Origin of the sequence: Tepidibacter mesophilus (assembly GCF_002724055.1) — a bacterium.
In the GTDB taxonomy this organism is placed as follows: domain Bacteria; phylum Bacillota; class Clostridia; order Peptostreptococcales; family Peptostreptococcaceae; genus Tepidibacter_A; species Tepidibacter_A mesophilus.
Window position 1 is genome coordinate 1 of sequence record NZ_BDQY01000012.1, and the last position, 25,086, is coordinate 25,086.

27 protein-coding genes and 1 other annotated feature are annotated in these 25,086 nt (G+C 28.7%); of the genes, 26 read left to right on the forward strand and 1 reads right to left on the reverse strand.

The window, feature by feature from the left end; translation table 11 throughout:
• Positions 1-137: 137 nt before the first annotated feature.
• Both Tmeso_RS16425 and Tmeso_RS08930 read left to right on the forward strand, forming a co-directional pair.
• On the forward strand, positions 138-296 hold the full coding sequence (locus Tmeso_RS16425; protein ID WP_187296286.1) for a hypothetical protein: 159 nt from the start codon (positions 138-140) through the stop codon (positions 294-296).
• An 89-nt stretch (positions 297-385) separates the two neighbouring features.
• Positions 386-4,591 carry a 2-hydroxyacyl-CoA dehydratase gene (locus Tmeso_RS08930; RefSeq protein WP_099190352.1) on the forward strand — a complete coding sequence of 1,402 codons (4,206 nt, stop codon included), beginning with the start codon at positions 386-388 and terminating at the stop codon, positions 4,589-4,591.
• Positions 4,592-4,625: 34 nt separating this feature from the next.
• Here Tmeso_RS08930 and Tmeso_RS08935 read toward each other — a convergent pair whose 3' ends face one another.
• Positions 4,626-6,239, reverse strand: coding sequence for a Na+/H+ antiporter NhaC family protein (locus Tmeso_RS08935; protein ID WP_099190354.1), 1,614 nt, complete (start codon positions 6,237-6,239; stop codon positions 4,626-4,628).
• A 133-nt stretch (positions 6,240-6,372) separates the two neighbouring features.
• Here Tmeso_RS08935 and Tmeso_RS08940 point away from each other — a divergent pair, with 133 nt between their 5' ends.
• The 24 genes from Tmeso_RS08940 to Tmeso_RS09055 all read left to right on the forward strand — a co-directional run bounded on the left by Tmeso_RS08940 (position 6,373) and on the right by Tmeso_RS09055 (position 25,083).
• On the forward strand, positions 6,373-6,621 hold the full coding sequence (locus Tmeso_RS08940; protein WP_330400335.1) for a sigma-70 family RNA polymerase sigma factor: 249 nt from the start codon (positions 6,373-6,375) through the stop codon (positions 6,619-6,621).
• A 235-nt stretch (positions 6,622-6,856) separates the two neighbouring features.
• The gene (locus Tmeso_RS08945; RefSeq protein ID WP_099190358.1) at positions 6,857-7,297 is read left to right on the forward strand and encodes a MarR family winged helix-turn-helix transcriptional regulator; all 441 of its coding nucleotides are present in this window, start codon (positions 6,857-6,859) and stop codon (positions 7,295-7,297) included.
• Between the two features lie 104 nt (positions 7,298-7,401).
• Positions 7,402-8,037, forward strand: a complete 636-nt coding sequence (locus tag Tmeso_RS08950; RefSeq protein WP_099190360.1) for a nitroreductase family protein — start codon at positions 7,402-7,404, stop codon at positions 8,035-8,037.
• Between the two features lie 121 nt (positions 8,038-8,158).
• A complete protein-coding gene (locus tag Tmeso_RS08955; protein ID WP_099190362.1) occupies positions 8,159-9,670 on the forward strand; it encodes a spore germination protein in 1,512 nt (503 codons plus the stop codon).
• A gap of 18 nt (positions 9,671-9,688) precedes the next feature.
• A complete protein-coding gene (locus Tmeso_RS08960) occupies positions 9,689-10,846 on the forward strand; it encodes a Ger(x)C family spore germination protein (protein ID WP_099190364.1) in 1,158 nt (385 codons plus the stop codon).
• Between the two features lies 1 nt (position 10,847).
• A complete protein-coding gene (locus Tmeso_RS08965; RefSeq protein WP_099190366.1) occupies positions 10,848-11,063 on the forward strand; it encodes a hypothetical protein in 216 nt (71 codons plus the stop codon).
• 156 nt (positions 11,064-11,219) lie between these two features.
• The gene (locus Tmeso_RS08970) at positions 11,220-12,062 is read left to right on the forward strand and encodes a fumarate hydratase (protein ID WP_099190368.1); all 843 of its coding nucleotides are present in this window, start codon (positions 11,220-11,222) and stop codon (positions 12,060-12,062) included.
• Between the two features lie 9 nt (positions 12,063-12,071).
• Positions 12,072-12,632 (forward strand): Fe-S-containing hydro-lyase, encoded by a 561-nt coding sequence (locus tag Tmeso_RS08975; RefSeq protein ID WP_099190370.1) that lies wholly within the window; start codon positions 12,072-12,074, stop codon positions 12,630-12,632.
• Positions 12,633-12,641: 9 nt separating this feature from the next.
• Positions 12,642-13,817, forward strand: coding sequence for an NAD(P)-dependent malic enzyme (locus Tmeso_RS08980; protein ID WP_099190372.1), 1,176 nt, complete (start codon positions 12,642-12,644; stop codon positions 13,815-13,817).
• A 76-nt stretch (positions 13,818-13,893) separates the two neighbouring features.
• Positions 13,894-14,152, forward strand: a binding site (T-box leader).
• A gap of 122 nt (positions 14,153-14,274) precedes the next feature.
• Complete coding sequence (locus tag Tmeso_RS08985; protein ID WP_099190374.1) at positions 14,275-14,796, forward strand: tryptophan transporter; 522 nt, start codon at positions 14,275-14,277, stop codon at positions 14,794-14,796.
• A 31-nt stretch (positions 14,797-14,827) separates the two neighbouring features.
• Positions 14,828-15,673 carry a shikimate dehydrogenase gene (gene aroE / locus Tmeso_RS08990; protein ID WP_099190376.1) on the forward strand — a complete coding sequence of 282 codons (846 nt, stop codon included), beginning with the start codon at positions 14,828-14,830 and terminating at the stop codon, positions 15,671-15,673.
• 637 nt (positions 15,674-16,310) lie between these two features.
• Positions 16,311-17,297: a TolB family protein gene (locus Tmeso_RS08995; RefSeq protein ID WP_099190378.1), complete on the forward strand. Its 987-nt coding sequence runs from the start codon at positions 16,311-16,313 to the stop codon at positions 17,295-17,297.
• A gap of 466 nt (positions 17,298-17,763) precedes the next feature.
• Positions 17,764-18,114: a type II secretion system protein gene (locus tag Tmeso_RS09000; protein ID WP_099190380.1), complete on the forward strand. Its 351-nt coding sequence runs from the start codon at positions 17,764-17,766 to the stop codon at positions 18,112-18,114.
• Entirely contained in the window at positions 18,111-18,788 is a 678-nt protein-coding gene (locus Tmeso_RS09005; protein ID WP_099190382.1) for a hypothetical protein, read from the forward strand. The genes Tmeso_RS09000 and Tmeso_RS09005 overlap by 4 nt, the downstream gene beginning before the upstream one ends.
• Positions 18,789-18,812: 24 nt before the next feature.
• Positions 18,813-19,235, forward strand: a complete 423-nt coding sequence (locus Tmeso_RS09010) for a hypothetical protein (protein WP_099190384.1) — start codon at positions 18,813-18,815, stop codon at positions 19,233-19,235.
• Positions 19,228-19,731 (forward strand): prepilin-type N-terminal cleavage/methylation domain-containing protein, encoded by a 504-nt coding sequence (locus Tmeso_RS09015; RefSeq protein ID WP_099190386.1) that lies wholly within the window; start codon positions 19,228-19,230, stop codon positions 19,729-19,731. Before Tmeso_RS09010 ends, Tmeso_RS09015 begins: the two co-directional genes overlap by 8 nt.
• A 15-nt stretch (positions 19,732-19,746) precedes the next feature.
• Positions 19,747-20,022 (forward strand): late competence development ComFB family protein, encoded by a 276-nt coding sequence (locus Tmeso_RS09020; RefSeq protein WP_242967902.1) that lies wholly within the window; start codon positions 19,747-19,749, stop codon positions 20,020-20,022.
• A gap of 1 nt (position 20,023) precedes the next feature.
• The gene (locus Tmeso_RS09025; protein WP_187296287.1) at positions 20,024-20,536 is read left to right on the forward strand and encodes a shikimate kinase; all 513 of its coding nucleotides are present in this window, start codon (positions 20,024-20,026) and stop codon (positions 20,534-20,536) included.
• Positions 20,537-20,583: 47 nt separating this feature from the next.
• Positions 20,584-21,027: a type II 3-dehydroquinate dehydratase gene (aroQ, locus tag Tmeso_RS09030; protein ID WP_099190390.1), complete on the forward strand. Its 444-nt coding sequence runs from the start codon at positions 20,584-20,586 to the stop codon at positions 21,025-21,027.
• Positions 21,027-22,091 carry a M24 family metallopeptidase gene (locus tag Tmeso_RS09035; RefSeq protein WP_099190392.1) on the forward strand — a complete coding sequence of 355 codons (1,065 nt, stop codon included), beginning with the start codon at positions 21,027-21,029 and terminating at the stop codon, positions 22,089-22,091. The genes aroQ and Tmeso_RS09035 overlap by 1 nt, the downstream gene beginning before the upstream one ends.
• 25 nt (positions 22,092-22,116) lie before the next feature.
• On the forward strand, positions 22,117-22,674 hold the full coding sequence (gene efp, locus Tmeso_RS09040; protein WP_099190394.1) for an elongation factor P: 558 nt from the start codon (positions 22,117-22,119) through the stop codon (positions 22,672-22,674).
• 66 nt (positions 22,675-22,740) lie between these two features.
• Entirely contained in the window at positions 22,741-23,175 is a 435-nt protein-coding gene (locus tag Tmeso_RS09045) for a CD1247 N-terminal domain-containing protein (protein ID WP_099190396.1), read from the forward strand.
• Between the two features lie 130 nt (positions 23,176-23,305).
• Positions 23,306-24,016, forward strand: a complete 711-nt coding sequence (gene rnc, locus Tmeso_RS09050; RefSeq protein WP_099190398.1) for a ribonuclease III — start codon at positions 23,306-23,308, stop codon at positions 24,014-24,016.
• The gene (locus Tmeso_RS09055; protein ID WP_099190400.1) at positions 24,016-25,083 is read left to right on the forward strand and encodes an elongator complex protein 3; all 1,068 of its coding nucleotides are present in this window, start codon (positions 24,016-24,018) and stop codon (positions 25,081-25,083) included. Before rnc ends, Tmeso_RS09055 begins: the two co-directional genes overlap by 1 nt.
• Positions 25,084-25,086 lie beyond the last annotated feature (3 nt).

Genomic DNA, 25,086 nt, shown 5'->3' on the forward strand with positions numbered 1-25,086 from the left:
ACGATAGTATGAAATGTTTTGAAATCTGATAGGATTTTATGCATTATTGAAATTTTAGAAAAGTTATTAATGTTCGTTAGATAATTAGAAAGTTTTCTATCAAATGTTATAACTACATTATACAAGGAGGGAATAATATGAGTGAGAATATAAAATATAATGAAATCCACATAATAGGTAATGCAACTGTATGTGTAGTAGAACCTACTATAGATTCGAAAGATGAGATAGATTATATATTGGAAGAATTCTACAGTATTAGTAGAGAAATTGTTGAAAATATATTAAAAAAATAGAGATAAGTAGTTAATGATAATCATATAATTAAAAATACAATTCACATAAGGCGTGGGGGGTGAGTTTCAGCTATTGAGCTGTAGATTATATGAATAATTTATTACATATGGGATTGGATATAGGGTCTACTACAGTTAAACTAATTTTAATAGATGAGTATGACAATATAATTTTCAAAAAATATACAAGACATTATTCTGATATAAAAAAAACTATTAAAGAAATTATAAGTAATGTTTTAGATAAATTCAAAGATTTTAGTATAACTAGTATGATAACAGGCTCTGGAGGTCTTAGTATAGCTGAAATTTTAGATTTAGATTTTATTCAAGAAGTTGTAGCTTGTACAAAGGCAATTCAATATAGCTCGAATGATGTTGATGTTTGTATAGAACTTGGAGGAGAGGATGCGAAAATAACTTTTTTTGAAAGTTCATTAGAGCAAAGAATGAATGGAACTTGTGCAGGAGGTACTGGAGCTTTTATAGATCAGATGTCATCTTTGATAAATACAGATACTAACGGACTTAATGAACTTGCAAAAAACTATAAAAATATATATCCAGTTGCTGCTAGATGTGGAGTATTTGCAAAGAGTGATATCCAACCTCTTATAAATCAAGGAGTTTGTAAGGAAGATATAGCGGTTTCTATATTCCAAGCTGTTGTTAATCAGACTATAACAGGTCTTTCTTGTGGAAAAGCTATAAAGGGAAAAGTAATGTTTTTGGGAGGTCCGCTTCATTTTTTATCTGAGCTTAGGAAAAGATTTAAAGAAACTCTAAGTTTAAGTGATAATGAAGTTATATTTCCTGAAAATGCACAATTTTATGTAGCACTAGGAGCAGCTATTGAGTCTAAGAAAAAAAATACAATAAAATTTGAGAACTTGAAAAATAGCTTACATAAATTAGATGATTTGAAAATTATAAGATCTTCAAATATAGAACCTTTATTTAATAATAAGTATGAAGTTGAGGAATTTAGAAAAAGACACAATAAAAATAAAATTAAGATAAATGATATTACAGAATATAACGGAAATTGCTATTTGGGTATAGATGCTGGATCTACAACAACTAAGGTTGTACTTATAGATGATAATAAAAATTTACTATATTCGTTTTATGGATTAAATAATGGAAAACCTCTTGAATTTACAGTCAAAATATTAAAAGACATGTATACTAAATTACCAAAAGAAGCCAATATAGTATACTCAACTTCCACAGGATATGGAGAGGAATTGTTAAAATCAGCTTTATCTATGGATTATGGAGAGGTTGAGACAGTTGCACATTATAATGCAGCTAAATATTTTTTGCCAGAGGTAGATTTTATTTTAGATATTGGTGGACAAGATATGAAATGCTTAAAAATAAAAAATGGAATAATAGACGATATAATGTTAAATGAAGCTTGCTCATCTGGGTGTGGATCTTTTATAGAGACGTTTGCAAAGTCTCTTAATATTGACGTTGATACATTTTCTAATAAAGCTTTAATGGCAAAAACACCAGTTGATTTAGGGTCAAGATGCACTGTATTTATGAATTCTAAGGTAAAGCAGGCTCAAAAAGAAGGATATGATATATCGGATATATCAGCTGGGCTTTCATACTCTGTAATAAAAAATGCTCTTTATAAAGTTATAAAGATAAAAGATGCAAACGACTTAGGAGATAATATAGTAGTTCAAGGTGGTACTTTTTATAATGATTCTATACTTAGATGCATTGAAAAAATACTAAAAAAAGAAGTTATAAGGCCTGATATATCAGGTCTTATGGGAGCATATGGTGCCGCCATAATATCAAAAAACAGATATCATAATGGGTATAAAACTAATTTTTTAAAAGAAAAAGATTTAAATGAATTTTCGATTAAGGCGATATCTACAAGATGTAAAAAATGCACTAATAACTGCTCAATTACTATAAATAAGTTTCAAAATGGACAGATATTTGTATCTGGAAATAGATGTGAAAAGGGTGCTTATCAGACGAAATCTCAGCATGAATTTAATATGTATTATTATAAATACAATAAAATATTCAATTATACTCCTATAGATAAAGATAAAGCTAAAAGGGGAGTTGTTGGGATACCTAGAGTTCTTAATATATATGAAAATTATCCATTTTGGTTTACTTTTTTTAATGAATTAGGATTCAGGGTAGAGATATCACCCCATTCATCGAATAAAATTTATGAGCTTGGAATGGATAGTATACCATCTGAATCAACTTGTTATCCAGCCAAAATGGTTCATGGTCATATAGCGTATCTTATTAAAAAAGGAGTGAATTTCATATTCTATCCTTGTATATCATATGAAAAAGAAGAGTTCAAAAATACAAACAATAATTTTAATTGTCCTGTAGTAATATCTTATTCTGAAGTTATAAAAAATAATATGAACATAATAAAGGATAATAACGTAAAATTTATGAACCCGTTTATACCTTATAATAATAAGAAAAGGCTTATAAAAAGGATGTATTATATATTAAGCAGTTTTAATATATCAAAACAAGAAATAGATATAGCGGTAAATAAAGCTTGGAATGAAGATATTAAAGTTAAAAAGGACATAAGAAAAAAAGGAGAAGAAATTATAAAATACTTACAAGAAAATTCTAAGATAGGAATAGTGTTAGCTGGTAGACCGTATCATATAGATCCTCAAATAAATCATGGAATACAAAATATAATAACATCTAATTCTATAGCTGTTTTAACGGAGGATAGTGTATCTCATTTAGGAAATATTGAAAAGCCTTTAAGGGTACTTAATCAATGGATGTATCATTCTAGACTTTACTTAGCTGCAAGTTATGTTAGAGAGAATGATAATTTAGAGCTTATACAGCTTAATTCATTTGGTTGTGGTCTTGATGCAGTAACTAGCGATCAAGTTAAGGAAATACTTGATTACAAGATATATACTTTAATTAAGATAGATGAAGTAAATAATCTAGGTGCTGCTAATATAAGAATAAGGTCTTTAATATCTGCAATTAAAGAAAAAAATAATAATATAAAAAAAGTTGAATCAAATGATACAAAGGTAGTCTTTACTAAGGATATGAAGCAAACTCATACTATATTATGCCCTCAAATGTCTCCTATACATTTCAAATTTGTACAAGAGGCGTTTAAAAGTGAGGGCTATAATTTAGAAGTAATAGAGTCTTTGGATAGAAAATGCATAGATGAAGGGCTTAAATATGTAAACAACGATGCATGCTATCCGTCTATAATAGTTATAGGGCAAATAATAAACGCTTTAAAATCTAACAAATACAACATAGATAATACATCAATAATAATATCTCAAACAGGTGGTGGTTGTAGAGCTAGCAATTATATAGGGTTTTTGAGAAAGGCTTTAAAAGATGCGGGATTTAATAATGTTCCTGTTATTTCTGCAAATTTATCTGGAATTGAGAAAAATCCTGGATTTAAGATAAGTATATCTCTTATGAAAAAGGCTGCCATGGGTTGTGTATATGGTGATTTGCTTATGAGGGTATTATATAAAATAAGACCTTATGAGAAGGTTGCAGGTTCTGCAAATAAACTATACGATGATTGGGCTTTAAAATGCTTTGAAAATATTAAAAATGGAAAAATTAATCAATTCAAAAAAAATATAGAGAATATAATAAATGATTTTGATAATTTAGAAATATTATATAAATCAAAACCAAAAGTTGGGTTAGTAGGAGAGATATTAGTAAAATATCACCCTTTAGCAAACAACAATATAGTTGATATGTTAGAAAATGAAGGAGCAGAGGTTATAGTTTTAGATCTTATGGATTTTTTCTTGTACAGTATTTATGGAAATATATACAGATGTGAGTATTTATCAGGTAAAAAAATTAATAGTTATTTGAGCAAATTTATAATAAATTTTGTAGAATATATAAGAGATTATATACGAAATTATTTGAATAAAAGCAAAAATTTCAATTCTCCAAAGAATATATATGAACTTGCAGACAAAGCTAGCTCTATTGTATCACTTGGAAATCAAACAGGAGAAGGGTGGCTTTTAACAGCAGAAATGATAGAACTTATAGAAGATGGTGTTGAAAATATAATATGTATGCAACCTTTTGCTTGTCTTCCAAATCATATAACTGGAAAAGGAGTAATAAAAGAGCTTAAAAGTAGATACCCAAGATCGAATATAATATCTATAGATTATGACCCTGGTGCAAGTGAAGTAAATCAAATAAATAGAATAAAGCTTATGCTATCAACTGCATTTGAGAACATAAAATAAGAGGCTATTAGCCTCTTATTTTATGTTCTCATTTTCAGTTTTTTATAATATCATCAACTTTCTTACCAAATACTCTAACTACAGTAAATGCTATTATTATAGAAACAAATATAGAAATTAAAGGGTTAACACCAAATGCAGCGGGTATGTATCCTATAAGAGTTGCTATTAGCGCGACTGTTATAGCGTATGGCATCTGTGTTTTAACATGGTCTATATGATCAGAAGCACAAGCCATAGAACTCATTATAGTAGTATCAGATATAGGAGAACAGTTGTCTCCGAATACAGCACCTGTAAATACGGCACCTATTGTAGCAAATAATAGACTTCCAACTTCTCCGCCACTTAGTTGATAAGCAAGAGGAACAGCGATAGGCATTAAAATAGCAGTTGTACCCCAAGATGTCCCTGTTGAAAAAGCAATTATACATCCTAGTAAAAATACTACTAAAGGTATTATTCTTGCAGAAACATTTCCTTGTAAAATTCCAACTAAAAAGTGTGCAGTACCTAAATCTTTACACATCTTACCAATACCCCAAGCTGCAACCAAAACCATAAGAGCCATAACCAAAGATTTCGCTCCATCAACCCAGGCTTCCATAGCTTCAGAAAATGTAAGTATTTTTTGTGATATAACTAGGATCATTGCAACTATAGTTCCTGTAAATGCCGCCCACATCATAGCAACTGCTGCATTTGAATTACCTATTATATCTCTTATTGATAAGAAAGAATAAGGATGAGCACTAATAGCCTTTATGAGTTCTTGATCTTCACCTTTCATTATTGCGCTATATCCGTTTATGTAAAGACCGACTATAACCATAATAACGACTGTAAATACAGGGATTAGTGCGTTATACCATCTAAGTGGAATATTTTCTTTTATTTTCATATCAGTTAATTCTTTTGATGCAAGTGGAGTGGATCCATCTGCAACTAATTTTCCTGTTTTTCTAGCTCTAACTTCTGCTTTTAGCATAGGACCGTAATCGCGTCCTGAAAGACAAATTGCTAATACGAAGAATACGGCGGTTATGCTGTAGAATCTATATGGAATTGACTGAATGAAAGCTGAATATGCATTCATGTTTACATCTATAGCTGAAAAACAATCTCTCAAAAGTCCTAACTCATATGCTATCCATGTTGAAATTAAAGACATACTAGCAACTGGAGCTGCTGTAGAGTCACAAATATATGATAACTTTTCTCTAGAAATTTTAAGTTTATCAGTAAGTGGTCTCATAGTATTTCCTACAAGCAAAGTGTTGGAATAATCATCAAAGAATATAATAAGGCCCATAGCCCATGTTGCAAATTGTCCACTTTTAGGAGTATTAGCTTTTTTAGACAACCAATCAGCAATTGCTTTGGCACCTCCTGATTTAGCTACAATACCAATCATTCCTCCTAGAGCTATATCAAATGTTATTATACCGGCATTCCATGGACTTGCTATAGATCCTGCTATATAATCCTGAACAGTTTTTGCAAATCCCAACAAGAAATTACCATCGCAAATTATAGTTGAACCTATCCATATACTTATAAATAAAGCGGGGAGAACTTGTCTTGTTATAAAAGCTAAAAATATAGCCATTATAGGCGGGATTATAGATAATAATCCATAATGATGCATAATAAAAACCTCCTCATAAATTTAATTATTTAAATATATTCAAATGATTAATAAATAATAACTTAATTGGGGTTTTCGTTGATAATCTATTAAAGATAATGAAATATCTTTAATAGACATACTTGGAACGGATGTGGATCATGTTATTGATGAAGTAGAATTCAAAATACAAGTTAAAAAACTGTATGAGAAAATAGACGAAGTGTTGACATTGAGAGAAAAGGAAATAGTGCAACTGAGGTACGGACTTACTAAAAATGGCTATAAAACTCAAAGGGAAATAGCACAAAAATTAGATATATCTAGGTCATATGTATCCAGAATAGAAAAAAGAGCCTTAAAAAAGCTCAAAAAAGAATTTAATCTACAAAAAGGACACTAATTGCACTAGTCTTGTACTTAATTGAAGTTTATATGTTTGCGTCTAAAAACAACTCTATAAAAAATCCCGTATTGAAAAATAATATCGGGATTTTTTTATTAATTAATCAATTAGCATAGTCAAAGAATAGTGAGAATTTTTATTTGTAAATAAATTCGAAATTGTTTATAATATCTATATATTTTTAAATGACTTTATATAGTTTAACAATAAATTATAAAAAGAGGGATAAATTATGAATAAATATAGAAACTATATTGTAGGATATATAAGTACTACAAGGAAAAAATATCAAAAATTTTTGGAAAGAGAATTAAAAGAGCATAATATAGAAAATATAGTCCCATCTCATGGTTCTATACTTTCGGTTTTATACAAAAACAACGGAAGACTAACTATGAAAGAAATATCTCAACTTATAAGAAGAGATAAATCTACTGTTACATCTTTATGTAATAAATTAGTTTCTTTCGGTTACATAAAAAAAGAAAAGTGTAAGGAAGATAGAAGAGTAACTTACATAACTTTAACAGAGAAGGGAACGAGCATAAGACCAGAATTTGAAAAAATATCTAAAAAATTAATAGATACTGCATATAAAGGATTTACTAAAGAAGAAGAAGAAATGTTTTTTTATTTAATAAATAAAATTAATAAGAATTTTGACTTAGAATAATTAATATAACAATGAAATATAAAAGTAAAAAACTTGGTTGACAATAGTTTGATGCCAAACTATAATTAAATACAGTACGATTAAGATTTTATAAGGAGGATTCTATGAGTAATTTAGATTTTATTTACAAAAGACATAGTGTTAGAAAATTCAAACAAGAACAAGTGCCAATGGAAGATATAAAAGAGATGATAAAGGCTGCAACATATGCACCTTCGGGACATAATGTTCAAAATTGGCATTTTGTAGTAGTTAGAGATAAAGACAAAATAGAAGAGATGGCTAAAATAATAGAGAAAAAGCATGAAGAAGTAGCATCTTATACAAAGGATGAAAAAAAACGTGAAAAATTTATGAAATTTCTAAAGTACTTCACTATATTTAAAAATGCTCCATCAGTTGTCATAGTATATGCCGGAGAATATCCTGTTACAGCACTGGAACTATTAAAAGAAGGAGGAGCATCAAAAGAAGAAATACATTCTCTTTTAAAACCATCTCCTGGAATACAAAATATAGGTGCAGCTATGGAAAATTTATTATTAGCTGCTGCTAATATGGGGTATGGAGGTTGCTGGATGACAGGACCAAATTATGCAAAAGAAGAAATATCAGACTTTATAGGATTTAAAAAGGAAGGATATACTTTTGCAGCTATGACTCCTATAGGAATACCTGATGGAGATGTAATAAGTCCTCCTAGAAAAGATGTAGAAGAAGTTATGACAATTATAGATTAGTTCGAATAAGCCTATGGTATGAAAATTCATGCCATAGGCTTTTTTGTGTAATAAAATTGAATACATAATTATAATATGGAAATAATTATACAATAGATTAAAACTTAAAAGAGGTGTTTTTGTGTTAGAAAAAATTAAAAACAAGATTTTGAATAAAGATGAAAATAAAACTACTAAACTTACAAAATCGCTTGATAAAAATATAAATATATTCAAAAAAGTATTAGAAAATAATGATTCTATAATATATAGAACATTTATAGATAAAACTTCAAATAAAAGAAAGTATTGTATAATATATTGTGATGGTATGGCTGATAAGCCTTCTATAAATGAGTACATAATAGATCCTATAATGAAAAATGAAGAATCAAGAAGTAATATAGACGATTTGTTAAACGATACTATATGTTATTCAGGTATGAAGACAATGGATGATTTAGATCAATTAATAGATGCCATTCTGTATGGAGATACTGTTCTGATAGAGGACAACAATAATAAAGCAGCTATATTTGATACTAAGGGATGGCAAATAAGGAATATAAGTGAACCTGAAGCAGAAGTTGTATTAAGAGGTCCAAGAGAAGGTTTTACAGAATCTATAAATGTAAATTTGTCGTTAATAAGAAGAAAAATACTGAGTAAAGATTTAAAGTATAAATATAAAATTTTAGGGAAACAAACAAAAACTAAAATATGTATATGCTATATGGAGAATATAGCATCAGATAAAATAGTTGAAGAGGTAGAAAAAAGACTTGATGATATAGATATAGATGGAATATTAGATTCTGGATATATAGATGAGTTAATAAGGGATGAACCATTGTCCCCATTTATCACAATCGGTTATACAGAAAGACCAGATGTTGTTGCAGCCAATTTATTAGAAGGAAAAGTCGCTTTAATATGTGATGGTACACCAGCTGTATTGACAATTCCGTTTTTGTTCATAGAGTATTTTCAGGCAAATGAGGATTATTATAATAACTTCATATACTCATCTATAAATAGAATGTTAAGATATATCGGATTTTTTTTAACTACCAGCACACCTGCTATTTATCTAGCTCTTGTTACCTACCATCAAGAGATGATACCAACTCCACTTCTTATAAGTATATCTGCTGCAAGAGAAGGAGTTCCGTTTCCAACTATATTTGAAGCTATGGCAATGACGTTTGTATTTGAAGTATTAAGAGAAGCTGGAGTAAGACTTCCAAAGCCAATTGGTGCCACAATAAGTATAGTTGGAGCTTTAGTTTTAGGAGATGCAGCTGTTAAGGCAAAGTTTGTAAGTGCTCCTATAGTAATTATTGTAGGCTTGACAGGTATTTCAAGTTTTTTAGTACCTAAAATGTTAGGTGCAATTATAATTATTAGAGTAATATTTTTATTATTAGCCTCATTTTTAGGATTGTATGGTTATATATTCGGTGTTATAGGATTATTTATACATTTAATGTCTATGAGATCATTTGGAGTACCTTATATGATGGATTTAGTAAGTACAGAATATCAAGATATAAAGGATACAGCTATAAGAGCGCCGTGGTGGTGCATGGAATATAGACCAAAGTTTATAAGTAATAGAAAAAACAGAATAAGAAAGAAAAATTCCACTAAATAAGAAAGAAGGTATAAAATTATGATTAGATTAAAGATGAAAATTGTATTTTTCATAATACCAATTTCTATGCTTATACTTTCTGGATGTTGGAATTATAGAGAAATCAATGATGTTAATATAATAAATGGAGCAGCAGTAGATTTATCTGAAGAAAAAGAGGATTATGTTTTGACTGTTGAAATTGTAAAACCCCTTGCAGGTGAAGAGTTTAAACTTGAGGCAGACCTTATATCTGAAAAAGGAAAATCTATATTTGATGCAGTGAGAACTATGATAACTCATTCTGGTAAAAGAGGATATTGGCCTCATGCTAAGGTATTTATAATAAGCGAAGATATAGCCAAAAAAGGTGTTACTGAAGTTATAGATTTTATAAATAGAGATGCAGAAGTAAGATCTGATATATGGCTTTTAATATCTAAGGATAAAATGGCAAAGCAGATATTAGAGTGTGAGACTAAGTTACATTATACTATATCTGCACATTTAGAAGATAAACTTAAAAATAAAGACTCCATTTCTAAATATGAATCTATAGAACTACACCAATTCTTAAAGGACTTATCGGGGGATGGAATTTCATGTACAATTCCAGCAGTTTATACAGCAAAACACGGGAATGACGGAACAGTTCCAGAAATAGATGGAATGGCTGTATTTAAGAAAGATAAACTCGTAGGGTATATAAATGGAATAGAGACAATGAACATGATGCTTATAAAGGATGAATTGAAAGCAGGTTTGTTGGTAATAGAGAATGTTAACAATTCTAATACAGATTGTACGCTTGAAATATTTAAAAGTAAAACAGATGTTAAGCCTGTTATGAGAGATGGAAATATAATTATGAAGATAGATTCGGAATTGGATGTATCAATAGCAGAAATAGTAGGAAGTGAAGATTTAATAAGTGAACCAGGAAGAATAAAATTAAAGGCTGAAGCTGAAGAATATGTAAAAAAAGAAGTGTTAAAAACTATACAAAGAGTACAAAAAGATTATGCTAGTGACATATTTGGTTTTGGAAATAATATTTATAGAAAGATGCCAAATGAATGGAAAAAAATTAAGGATGATTGGGATGAAATGTTTCCACATTTAAAGGTGGATGTAAATGTTAAAGTAAATATAAAGGGAAGTGCTTTAACATCAAAGCCTATTAAGGTGGGTGATTAATGTGGTAGTATTTATGATAATATTAGCTTATTTAATAATAGGTTTTTTGGAAATAGTACCATTAGTCAAAATGCATAAAAAAAAGGAATTAATCCTTTATTGTTCTATATTTTCAATATCTTTAGTAATAAGCATTCTTTTAGCATTTGGAGTTGAGATACCAAGTCCTGCTAAGTATATAGAAAAGGTAGTTTTGATGGTTATAGGAAAAAAATAGAGGATAATAATTTAGAATTAGATTATTAACTAAAAATAATGCTCATTGAAATGAGCATTATTTTTTATATGCGAACATTAAAATAAAAAACTTGAAAAATGTTAATATTAAAAATAAAATGGTATAAAAGGATAGTATAATTTAGGAGGGGTATTATTGAGAAAAATAAATACTAGAGATTTATTAGAGGCTGTAAAGAAAATGAGTATAAGTTCTAATATAAATTTATGCAATGATGTAATGAATTCTTTTAAGGAAAATATAGAAAAAGAAGAGTCTGATATAGGTAGGTATATATTAGATACGTTGATTGAAAATGCAGAAATCGCCAAAAAAAATAGTATGCCTATATGCCAAGATACTGGAATGGCTGTAGTTTTTTTAGAGGTTGGTCAAGAAGTTTTATTTGAAGGTCAAAATGTAACTGATGCTATAAATGAAGGGGTAAGACAGGGATATAAGGATGGGTACTTGAGAAAATCAGTAGTTGAAGATCCATTAATTAGAAATAATACTAAAGATAATACACCTGCTATAATATATTACGAGATAGTAGAGGGTGACAAAGTAAAAATAACTTTTGCTCCAAAAGGGTTTGGAAGTGAGAATATGAGTAGGATAAAAATGCTCAAGCCTTCTGATGGGATTAAAGGCGTAGAAGATTTTGTAATAGAGACGGTATCAAATGCAGGTGCAAATCCGTGTCCTCCTATAGTTGTTGGGGTAGGGATAGGAGGAACTATGGATAAGGCAGCATATATGTCTAAGAAGGCTTTACTTAGAAAAATAGGAGATAACAATGAATTGGATCATATAAAGGATATGGAAAAAAGACTTTTAAAAAAAATAAATGATTTAGGGATAGGACCTCAAGGTCTTGGAGGAAGGACTACTGCTCTTAGTGTTAATATAGAGACATTTGCAACTCATATAGCAGGCCTTCCTGTTGCTGTTAATATAAATTGTCATGCATCAAGACATGAAGAAATTATATTATAGGGGGATTTTATGAGAAAAGATATTAAGTTAATAAAGACGCCACTTGATGATAATATAGTGAATGATTTAAACGCAGGAGATTTAGTACATATTAGTGGCACAATATACACAGCAAGAGATATGGCTCATAAGAGAATTATAGAATGTATTGAAAATAATAAAGAAGTACCTTTTGAGTTAAAGGGGAGTGTAATATATTATGTAGGACCGTCTCCTAATAAGCCAGGTGAGGTTATAGGATCGGCTGGACCTACTACAAGTTATAGAATGGATGATATGACAATTCCTTTGCTTGAAAGAGGGCTAAAAGGTATGATAGGAAAAGGATATAGAAAAGAAGAAGTAATTCAAGGTATAAAGGATAATAATTGTGTATATTTTGCTGCAACAGGTGGAGCTGGAGCTATAATATCTAGTTGTATTAAGGAAAGTGAAGTTATACTATATGAAGATTTAGGAGCAGAAGCTGTAAGAAAGCTTAAGGTTGAAAACTTTCCTGTAGTTGTAGTTATAGATAGCAAAGGTAATAATTTATACGATATAGAAAGAAAAAAATACGAAAGAAAGTAGGTATTTTAGATGAAGGATTATAATAAGTTAGCTTTAAAATTGCATAAGGAAAATAAAGGTAAAATATCTGTTAATAGTAAGGTTGCAGTAAAAGATAAAGATGATTTATCAATAGCGTACACTCCGGGTGTTGCAATGCCGTGTAGAGAAATACATGATGATGAAAATAAGGTATATGATTATACATCAAAATCTAATTTGGTTGCTGTTGTAAGTGATGGTAGTGCAGTTTTGGGACTTGGGAATATAGGTGCAAAGGCATCTATACCAGTTATGGAGGGAAAGGCTATACTTTTTAAAGAATTTGCAGATGTGGATGCATTCCCAATTTGTCTTGATACTAATGATGTAGATGAGATAGTAAAAACTGTAAAGCTTATGGAACCTGTATTTGGAGGCGTCAACTTAGAGGATATATCTGCGCCTAGATGTTTTGAAATAGAGAATAAATTGAAAGAAGTTTTGGATATACCTGTATTTCATGATGATCAACATGGGACTGCAATAGTAGTTGCGGCTGGTATTATAAATAGCTTAAAGCTTGCAGACAAAGATATAAAGGAATTAGAAGTTGTAGTTAATGGTCCTGGGTCTGCTGGTATAGCAATATCTAAACTTCTTATAAGTATGGGAGTTAAAAATATTGTTTTATGCGATAAAGATGGAGCTATATTTGAAGGAAAAGAAAATATAAATTGGGCTCAGCAGGAAATGGCAAAAATAACGAATAAAAACGATGAAAGAGGAATTTTAAAGGATATTATATGTAAAAAAGATGTATTTATTGGAGTATCTGCACCTAATATTTTAACAACAGAGATGGTTGCAAGTATGAATGATAAGGCTATAGTATTTGCCATGGCAAATCCAATACCAGAGATAATGCCAGACAAAGCAAAGGAAGCAGGAGTATTTATAATAGGAACAGGAAGATCTGATTTTGATAATCAAGTAAACAATGTATTGGCTTTTCCTGGAATATTTAGGGGAGCATTAGATGTTAGAGCAAGTGAAATAAACGAAGAAATGAAAATAGCCGCAGCTTTAGCAATAGCGAATACTATACCTGATGAAGAAATTTCGGTTGACAATATACTACCTAAGGCATTTGATAAAAATGTAGGTAAGAATGTTGCAAATGCAGTAAAAGAGGCGGCTATAAAAACAGGTGTAAATAGAATATAGTTTTTTTAATATATAAAAATTATAAAAACTAGTTGCAATTTAACTGTTCATTTAATATAATTATAAAAAAGCAAGAATAAATTCTAAGATCAGGAGTAAGTAGTTAAACTGTTTAATAATCAGCGAGTGGGAGATTGGTGAAAGTCCCATTGTTAGCCTTTTAATGAATGGACCTGTGAGAAGCTAGGCGAAATCGAATGAAATTAGCCAAGGCCGGGTGTTTCCCGTTATAGAAACAGGATATCAAGAGAAATCTTCGTATCTGTAAAGTGAAATAGCTATAAGCTATTTAATCTGGGTGGTACCGCGGAAACTATAAGTCTTTCGTCCCTTTTATAGGGATGATGGGCTTTTTTTTATACAAAAAATTATAAGGGGTTGATATATATGTTATGAACTGAAGGAGATTGGTACTTTGATTGATTAATTAAATAACATAAAAAAGGAGAGATTTATTATGAATTTAAGAAAAAATATATTAACAGCTTTATTACTTGCAATAGGATTTATACTACACCAAATAATACCTGGTGTTGTAGCTGGTATGAAATTTGACCTGATGCTTTCTATTATGGTTGTAGCCATTTTAATAAATAGTGAATTTAAAAATGCTCTTTTAACAGGGGTTATAGGTGGCTTTATAACTGCAATGACTACTACATTTCCAGGTGGACAAATAGCTAATGTTATAGATAAATTTGTAACTTGCATAGCAGTGTATCTTATCATTAAATTAATAGGTAAGTATAAAGAAAAACAAATAAGCATAGCTAGTATAGCGTTTTTAGCAACTATAATAAGTGGAAGTGTATTCTTGATATCAGCATTATTTATGGTAGGTCTTCCTGCTCCATTCAAGACACTGTTTTTAACTATAGTTCTACCTACATCATTTGCAAATATATTCGTAACTACACTTATATATAACTGTGTAAATACTGCTATTAGAATATCAGGTGCAAAATTTGTGAGCAGATAATGTATAATATACCTATAGGAGGATGATAGGTATGATAAACGGTAGTACAAAACTAACATGTCTTATAGGTAGACCAGTTGAGCATAGCTTTTCACCAAGTATTCATAATTGCTTATTTGAAAAATACAATATAAATTCAAAGTATATGTGCTTTGATGTAGATAAAGAAGATTTAAACGATGCAGTGGATGCTATAAAAGCACTAAAAATGAATGGTGCTAATGTGACTGTACCTCATAAGGTAGACATTATTAATTACTTAGATGACATAGATATTAATGCGAAATTAATAGGTGCAGTTAATACTATAAAAAATGATAATGGAAGATTAATAGGATACAACACAGATGGGGTTGGATTTGTAAATTCAGTAATTAGAAAAGGATATAAAATACAAGATAAAAATATAATGATAATAGGGGCAGGAGGAGCAGCTAGAAGTATAGCTGTAGAAATAGCAAATAATAATGCAAAGTCTATTGAAATTAGAAATAGAACCTTAAATAAAGCAGAAAGTATATCGAATATTATAAAGGAAAACTTTAAATCTATTGTTAAAACAGGGGATATTAATATAACTAAGGAAGACTTAGCAAATATAGATATATTAATAAATACAACATCATTAGGGATGTCTCCAAATATATATCAAAATCCAATAGATGAGACAATAAAGGTTGATAAAGATATTTTAGTCTGTGATATAGTATATAATCCAAAAGAGACAAGATTTTTAAAGTGGGCAAAAGATAATGATTTAGATACCTTAGGTGGTATAGATATGCTTATAAATCAAGGATTAGAGGCTTTTTATATATGGATTGGAGTAAGACCTGAAAGAGAAGATTTATCGGAAGTTGAAGAACTTAGATTTTAATAATTAATCATAAAATTAAGTAAATATACATTAGTATAGACCTAGATTTCGTAGGAACGAAATCTGGGTTCTTTTTTGATCTATAGTAAATTATATGACTTTCAACTTGAGGATAACATTGATAAGTAAACTAAAGTTGCAACTATTTTGAGCAACGGAACCCGTTAGGACTCGTTGGCGACATGAGCTATGCGGTAGCATAAATCGAAAAATTTACGAACTCCCTGCGGTCAGACACGCAAATTTCTTAACAGATTATTAAACACCAAAAACTAAGTTATATTAGTCAAAATATCTAAAAGCATTCACTAACATTTTCATAGGAAGTTTTAAATGTATTTACTATATTATAAAATTCAAGTTTACCTCGTACAACTATATAAAATCAACAGATACGACTTACTATACTAAATTTTTCTTTGGATTTTATAGATGATATTATATCAATACCTATGTAGTTCTACTATAAATTTCCATGAACAAAGTTACTCTGAGAAAAAATATTTAAAATAAAAAAATTGCATAATTGAACTATGTATATATATTTGATATGATAAGTTTGTAAATGGTATATTTTGGAATTAATTAAAGTGAGTCATTTATAGTTAAATAGAAATATATAAGGCGGGTGTTTTAAATGAAAAAATATTTTTTTGTTTTATTTTTTATAATTTGCATAATATTTATATTAACATTACCTACTATGTCTGCTTCTAATGATTTTGTAGGGTTGGATAATAATATAGATATTTCTCCAAATGATGATAGAATCGTTTTTTCTTATTATCAAAAAGGAGTTGCTTCTATTTATACTTCAAAAATTAATGGTTCAAATGTTGTTCAAGTGACTAAAGATAAAAAAAATTCCCATTTATGTCCTGTTTATTCTCCCGATGGATCTAAGATTATTTTTATTTCGACACCTAAAAACAAGACTACTTTAAAATCTTCTATTTGGATAATGAACAAAGATGGAAGTAATAAAAAAGAGATTTTAAAAGCTGATGGTTTTATTAATAAAGCTGTTTTTTCACCAAATCAAGAACATATATATTTTTCAAAAGCAGGAAACTACAAAAACTATTCACCTATAGCTAGAAAAACTTTTCATGATTTCGATTTATACTCTATAGATATTGATGGAAAAAATTTAAATCAGCTTACATCTGAAAAATCATACAATATTTCAGATTTGGGCATAACGTCTAATGGTAATGCTTTAATTTTTGAAAAGAATAATAATATACATTTCTTTTATTTAGATAGTTCTAAAAAAGTTGATATTATTAAACCATTAGAAAATTACAGTAATATTGAACAGAAAGAAGTATATGATCCAGCTTTATCTCCGGATAATAAATTCGTAGCATTTTCTGCAGTTGCGAATCAAACTGGAACTTTTGAATATGAACTTTTTACTATGAATATGGAAACGAAAGAATGTAAACATATTACAAATCTAAAATCATGTGTTAGTAAGCCTGTGTATTTCCATAAAAGTAATAAAATTTTATTTTCACAAGATATGAATTGGCCTAATAATCCTTCAAAGTATAAGATTTGTATACTTGATACTAATAGTAATAATATAGAAAACGTAGATATTACTATTAATTCTAAGTAAATAATGTATTGTTCGAAAAATAAACCATCTCTTATGTTCATCTATCCTAAATTAAATCTAGTACTTTGTTTTTTAGAGAATCAAATATCAGTTTACCATATTCAACATAGGATAGACTGCGATAGCAGTTGGTAGGTTAAAAAATGCTACTCATTAAAATGTTAGCTACTGATTTAAATATTTTTCAATAAAACTTAGATTATGGCGTTTAAATATCCGTTAAAAAACTTCGTTGTTTGAGCTTAAGCGAGTTTAGAAGTTTTAGGATATTTAATAAGACATAATATTTAGTTTTATAAAAATATTTAACACAGTAGTGATATTTTAATGGGTAGCATTTTTATATTCTCAAAGTATTAATATAGAAATTTTAAGAGAAAAATTTGTTATGACTGATTTTTAGAAAAATATTATGTATTAATTACCAATCAAAAGTCAATAATTTTACTTAAAAGGTAGGTGATATATGAATAATAAAGGCTTGACGTTGATAGAAATCATAATATCATTGGCTCTTATTCAAATAACCGTTGTTGTATTTATGAGTATAATTACGACCTGTGCCATGATTAATATGAAGTCAAAAGAAAAACTAGAAGCTTTAAATATAGCTCAACAATATATAGAAACTATAAGACAGCAAGACTATGAAAATTTTATAAAATATGATGATTCAAAAGATATTTATGGTAAATATGAAGTAGATACAGATATAAATAAAAAGGATGATGATAATCTGTTTGAGGTATTGGTTAAAGTTAAAAAAGATGAAAAAGAAATCGTAAATCTAAAAACATTAAAGGTTATAAGAAGATGAAAAATGAAAAAGGATATATATTGATAAGTTCACTTTTAATTTTCATACTTATTATGGTAATTGCCGCAACATTAATAAGCATTTGCATAACAAACTATGAGATACAAGATATATATGTTAAATCAAAAGAAGCTTTTTATAAAAATGAAGGAGGTCTTGATAAAGCATATTTAGAAGTTGTGAAACATGTAGAATTTAGCATAGAAAGAGCAAATAATAAAATTGAATATTTTATGAAAAATGAATATCATAATTTCTTGCAGGAAGAAAAAAATAAAGAAATGCAAGGAATAGATAGTGAATATGTAGACTTGGTAGAGGACGAAACTGGAATACATTTTGTAATAAATAAAGAAAAGATAGATGAAAAATTAAATCTAATGTTTAAAGAAGAATACGAAAAATGCTTTCTAAGAAGCCAATATTATAAATTATTAGTAAAAAATATAAAAGAATTAAATTCACAGTATATTAAACTAAATATTATAGATGAAAATTTTGATATTATAGATGACAAAATTAATTTTAAAATATTGACCTGCTATACAAAGGACAAAATGACTAATGAATTAGTACAAGGTTACTACATAGATGTGCCAAATAAGGACGACATATATAATGAAGAAAATATAGGAAAGTTAATTAATCTTAGAAATTGGTTTAGGAGGAAATAAGATGGATAATAAAGGAATGTGACTTTGATAGAACTTTTGATAACTATAAGTTTAATTATGATTATCTCATTAATACCTATGTACAAAATAAATATAAGAGATTATAAAATAGATTCGTTTACTAGACAAATGTGTAGTGATATACGATACACTAGAATGAAAAATATGAATTATGATAGCTCCACTTATATATATTATGAAAAATCAGATGAAGATACTATTTCATATATATTAAAGGATTCTGGAAAAATAAAAAGAAAAGTTCAATTTCCAAAGAATATGAATTTATCTTACAATGTTGAAAAAATAGAGTTTGGATTAAATGGAGTTGTCAAACAAAAAGGTGAGACTATAAAGATAAAAGATACTATAAGTAACAAAACTAAAATCATAACCATAGTTCCAATTAGTGGAAGGGTTTTAATAAAAGAGGGAATATATGAATAATAAAGGCATAACACTCATGGAACTTATAATATCTTTAGGGCTTATAAGTGTTTTACTGATGGTAATATTCAATGTATTTATATTTAGTACTAAAGTATACAATATTTCACATTCAAATGTTGAAATACAAGAACAAGCTCAAATAATACAAAATTTCATAGAGAACAATTTATATTTATCATCTGGGATAGACAGTGTTATAAACAAAAATGGAGATAAGATTAATATAAATGAATTTAATGAAGCAGATATAAAAGAAGTGAGATTTAATGTGGATGGACGTATATGCAGTATATATCATATAGACAACAAAAAGAAGGTTTTTTTTAGAAAGAATTTGAATTATAATGGATATGAGTTTGGTGACTATATAGAAAATATGAATATAAAGAATATAGACAATGGGAGTGGTGCGGAAATTTCATTGAAATTACAAAAGGGAAGTGAAAATATAAGTACTAGTTTTTTAATTTATTTTAGAAATTATCATAATTAATTAGGGGGAATTGTATTGAACGAATTAAAGAATTATATGGAGGATTTAGTAGATATCCATCTAAATAAATTATTAGAAGAATATAAAGATGTATGTAAATGTAATAGATGTATTTTAGATATAAAAGCTATGGCACTTAATAACTTAAAACCTAGATATGGAGTGACTCAAAGAGGTAATCTATTTATAAGAATAGATGAAAGCACAAATGAGTCTAATGTAAAAATAATAAGTGAGATAATAAAAGCTATAGAAAAGGTCTCTAAAAATCCTCATGGTGGAGATGAGTAAAGTGGAAAATATAGTTTTAGTAGGATTTATGGCGACCGGCAAGAGTAGTGTCGCAAGATTACTTTCTAAAAAACTAAATATGCAATTAATAGATACAGATATATATATTGAACAAAAAGAGAATATGAGTATAAATGAAATATTTCATAAAAAAGGAGAAAAACATTTTAGAAATTTAGAAAAACAGAGCCTGGAAATACTTTCAAATAAAAAAAATATAATATTGTCAACTGGCGGAGGGATAATAAGTAATGATCAAAATATAAAATTACTTAGAAAAATAGGAGTAGTAATGTGGCTAAAAGCAAGTACAGATACTATAATAAGAAACTTAGAAAATTCTAAAATAGAAAGACCTTTGCTAAAGGTTGAAAATAAAGAACAAAAAATACAATCCCTTATGAAATCTAGATTAAGTAAATACTCAAAATGTGCTCACTTTGAAATAGATACAGATGATAAAAATATAAACGAAGTAGTGTCTAATATACTACTAAATTTAGCCAAAATATGATATTATAATGGTATAATTATATATGAGAGAAAAACAGAGGTGTTTTGATGAAAAATATGCTCATATTAAACGGTCCTAATTTAAATTTAATAGGGAAAAGAGAAACAGATATATATGGGAAAGATAATATACAAGATTTGTATAGAGTAATATTAGAAGAATCAAAGAAGATGAATATAACAGTAGAATTTTTTCAAAGCAACCACGAAGGGGAAATAATCGACAAGATTCAAAGTAGTGTAAATACATATGATGGAATAGTAATAAATCCAGGGGCTTATACGCACTATAGCTATGCTATTTATGATGCTATAAAATCTGTAGACAAGCCATTTGTTGAGGTTCATATCTCAAATATTCATAAAAGAGAAGAATTCAGACAAAAAAGTGTTACAGCAAAAGCGTGTATAGGCCAAATAACAGGGTTTGGATTTTATAGCTATATACTAGGCTTATATAGTATAATAAACTACATAGGGGGAGAAAAATAATGAATAGAATAAATAAATTAAGAGAACATATGAAAAATAGTGATTTAGATGCAGTTTTAATTTATAAAGCTGAAAACAGAAGATATCTATCTCACTTTACAGGAACTACAGGATATGTTCTTATAACAAAAGATAAAAACTTATTCTTCACAGATTTTAGATATATACAACAGGCTACAAATCAATGTGAAAACTTTGAGATAGTAGAAATATCAAGAGAAAAGCCTGTAACAGATTTTTTAAAAGATATGAATATAAAAAACTTAGGATTTGAAGATGACTATATGGACTTTTCAACTTATTCTAGATTCAGTAAAGAACTTGAAAATATAAACTTCGTTCCTTTAAAAGGACATATGCTCGCATTAAGAGCTATAAAAGATGCACAAGAGATAGATATTATAAGAAAAGCTGCAAGTATTGCAGATGAAGCTTTTTCTCACATCCTTACTTTTATAAAACCAGGAGTATGTGAAATAGATGTAGCGCTTGAACTTGAGTATTTCATGAAGAAAAAAGGAGCTACTGGACTATCTTTTGATTCTATAGTAGCATCGGGAAAGAGATCCTCTCTTCCACATGGAGTTGCAAGTGACAAAATAATAGAAGAAGGGGACTTCTTGACATTAGATTTTGGTTGCGTATATAATGGATATTGCTCAGATATGACTAGAACAATAGTTGTAGGAAAGGCAAGCGACAGACAAAAAGAAATATATAATATAGTTTTAAATGCTCAAATGAGAGCTTTAGAAAATATAAAACCAGGTATGACTGGTTTTGAACTAGATAAGATTGCTAGAGATGCAATAACAGATGCAGGTTATGGAGAATATTTTGGTCATGGTTTAGGACATGGAGTAGGACTTGAAGTACATGAAATGCCTAACGTTAACCCGAATGCACAAAATACTCTTTTACCTGGAATGATAATAACAGATGAACCTGGTATATATATTCCAGATTTTGGAGGAGTTAGAATAGAAGATTTGATTGTAATCACAATCGACGGATATGAAGTATTATCTAACTCGACTAAAGAACTAATAGAACTATCTTACTAGAAATTTAAATTATGGAGGGATAACAATGGTTTCAGCAGGTGATTTTAGAAAAGGAGTTACTTTTGTAAAGGATGGAGAACTATGCTTAATAATAGATTTTCAACACGTTAAGCCAGGTAAAGGAGCAGCTTTTGTTAGAACTAAGTACAGAAACTTAAAGACGGGATCTACAAGAGAAGAAGCCTTTCATCCAAACGATAAGTTCCCTAAGGCTAATATAGAAACTAAGCAAATGCAATACCTATATAATGATGGAGAGTTATACTACTTTATGGACAATGAAACTTTTGATCAAGTTCCACTTAACTATAACCAAGTTGAAGATGCTATAAAGTTTTTAAAAGAAAATGATTCAGCAACTATAAGATTCCACGAAGGACAAGCGTTCCAAGTTGAACCACCAAACTTTGTTGAGTTAGAAATAACTGAAACAGAGCCAGGGGTAAAAGGAGATACAGCTACTAATGTAACTAAGAATGCAACTGTTGAAACTGGAGCTATAGTTCAAGTGCCTATGTTCATAAACTTAGGAGATAAAATAAAGATAGACACTAGAACTGGAGAATATTTATCAAGAGTTTAATATACTTGCTTGTTGGATATAATTAATATATAGAACAAAATATAAGTTTCTAAGGAGGTAATTATTATGCAACATTTATATGAAAAGGTAGCTTATTTAAAAGGATTAGCAGAGGGATTAGGTATTGACGAGAGCACTAAAGAAGGAAAATTATTAATAAACATGGTTGATATTTTAGATGATTTTGCAGACGCTATAGTAGAACTTGGAGAAGAGCAAGATGAAATATCTGAATACATAGAGACTATAGACGAAGATTTAGAAGATTTAGAGGATGAAGTATATGAAGAAGAATTGGATGATGAAGAAAGCTTTAATTACGTTCAATTCCAGTGCCCGACTTGTAAAGAAGATGTAGAAATAGATGAAGAATTACTATATGATGAAGATGTAGATATTCTTTGCCCTAATTGCAGAGAAGTAATATTATTTGCTGAAGATGATTGCTGTGATGGAAATTGTCATTCGGCAGAAGATCACGATTGTAATTGTGGTGAATAATATAGAAGTTTGTATAAAAAATGACTGCTTTTAGCAGTCGTTTTTTATTTAAATTTCTTTACAAATTTGCTTGATAAATAGTAAACTATAATTTAATAAGAGTTCCTTCAAAATTAGGAGGTATAACAATATGATAATGAACAAACAAGTAAAAAATTATGAAAAAGAATTAGAGGAAAAAATTGAGTATACATTTAAAAATAAAAAATATTTATTAGAAGCTTTAACACATAGCTCTTATGCAAATGAAAATAAAAAGGGAAATATACAGTATAATGAGAGAATAGAATTTTTGGGAGATTCAGCTCTTGGAATAGTAGTTAGTCATTATTTATTTGAAAATAAGAAGAATTTACCCGAAGGAGAACTTACAAAGATTAGAGCAAATATAGTTTGTGAGGAATCTTTAAGTGAACTTGCAAAAAGGATCGGACTTGGAAAATATTTGTTACTAGGTAAGGGAGAAGAGGTAACAGGAGGCAGAGAACGTATATCAATACTAGCCGATGCTACTGAAGCAATAATAGGTGCTATTTATTTAGATGGTGGACTTGAAAAGGCTCGTGATTTTGTTATAAATCATATGCAAGACATAATACAAGATTCTATAAAAGGAAAAATATTTAGAGATTATAAAACACATCTTCAAGAAGTACTTCAGAGTCAAACTAACGAGAAAATAACTTATGATGTGATGGAGGAGATTGGACCAGATCATAATAAAAAGTTTATTATTCAAGTAAGGCTTGGAAAAGAAGTTTTAGGAAAAGGCGGAGGCAAGAGTAAAAAAGAAGCTGAACAAATGGCTGCAAAACAGGCATTAAAGAGAGTGGGTTGTTAATGAAAAGAAGGATAATACCAGTGTTTGTACCTCACAAGGGATGTCCTCATGATTGCATATTTTGCAATCAAAAGAAAATAACTGGGGTATCAACTGATGTTAGTGCAAATGATGTTAAAAATATAATAGAAGAATGCTTAGAGACTATGGATGACGAGGTTCATATAGAAGTAGCATTTTTTGGAGGAAGCTTTACTGCAATAGATATAAATATCCAAAATGAACTATTATCGGTTGCTAAAGAATATGTAGATAAAGGAATAATAAAGGATATAAGGCTTTCAACAAGACCAGACTGCATAGATGAAATTATACTTGATAACTTAAAAAATCATAAAGTTAGTATTATAGAACTTGGAGTTCAATCTATGGATGATGATGTATTAAAGCAAAGTATAAGAGGTCATAGTCAAGAAGATGTAGTAAAGGCTGCAAATCTTATAAAAAAGTATGGGTTCGAACTTGGACTTCAAATGATGCTAGGTCTTCCTAGTGATAATGAAAGAAAATGTATACAAACTGCTGATAAATTTATAGCTTTAAGACCGAGTTTTGTAAGGATATATCCAACTCTTGTAGTAAAGGATACAGGTCTTGAAAATTTATACAATGAAAGTAAGTATAGTCCGTTCGATTTAGATACTACTATAGAAATATCAAAAAAGCTTTTAATAAGGTTTCAACTGGAAAACATAAAGGTAATAAGGGTTGGTCTTCAAACTACAGAGGATATATCTCTTGGAAAAGATGTTGTATGCGGACCTCATCATCCATCTCTTAGAGAGCTTGTTGAATCTAAAATACATAGAGACTATATAGAAAATACAATAAAAAACAACAATATAAAAGATTCTATTACTGTTTACGTAAATAAGAAAAATATATCGAAAATAGTTGGAAATAAAAAAAGCAATATAATATACTTATATGAAAAATATAATGTAAAAATGTCAGTTAAAGAAGCTGACTTAGATGTAGATGAATTTTCATTTGAGCATAAAGAAGTTTTAAATAAAATAAAATTAAATGAAATATATAAAACTTTATATAATATATATAAAATTTAATTG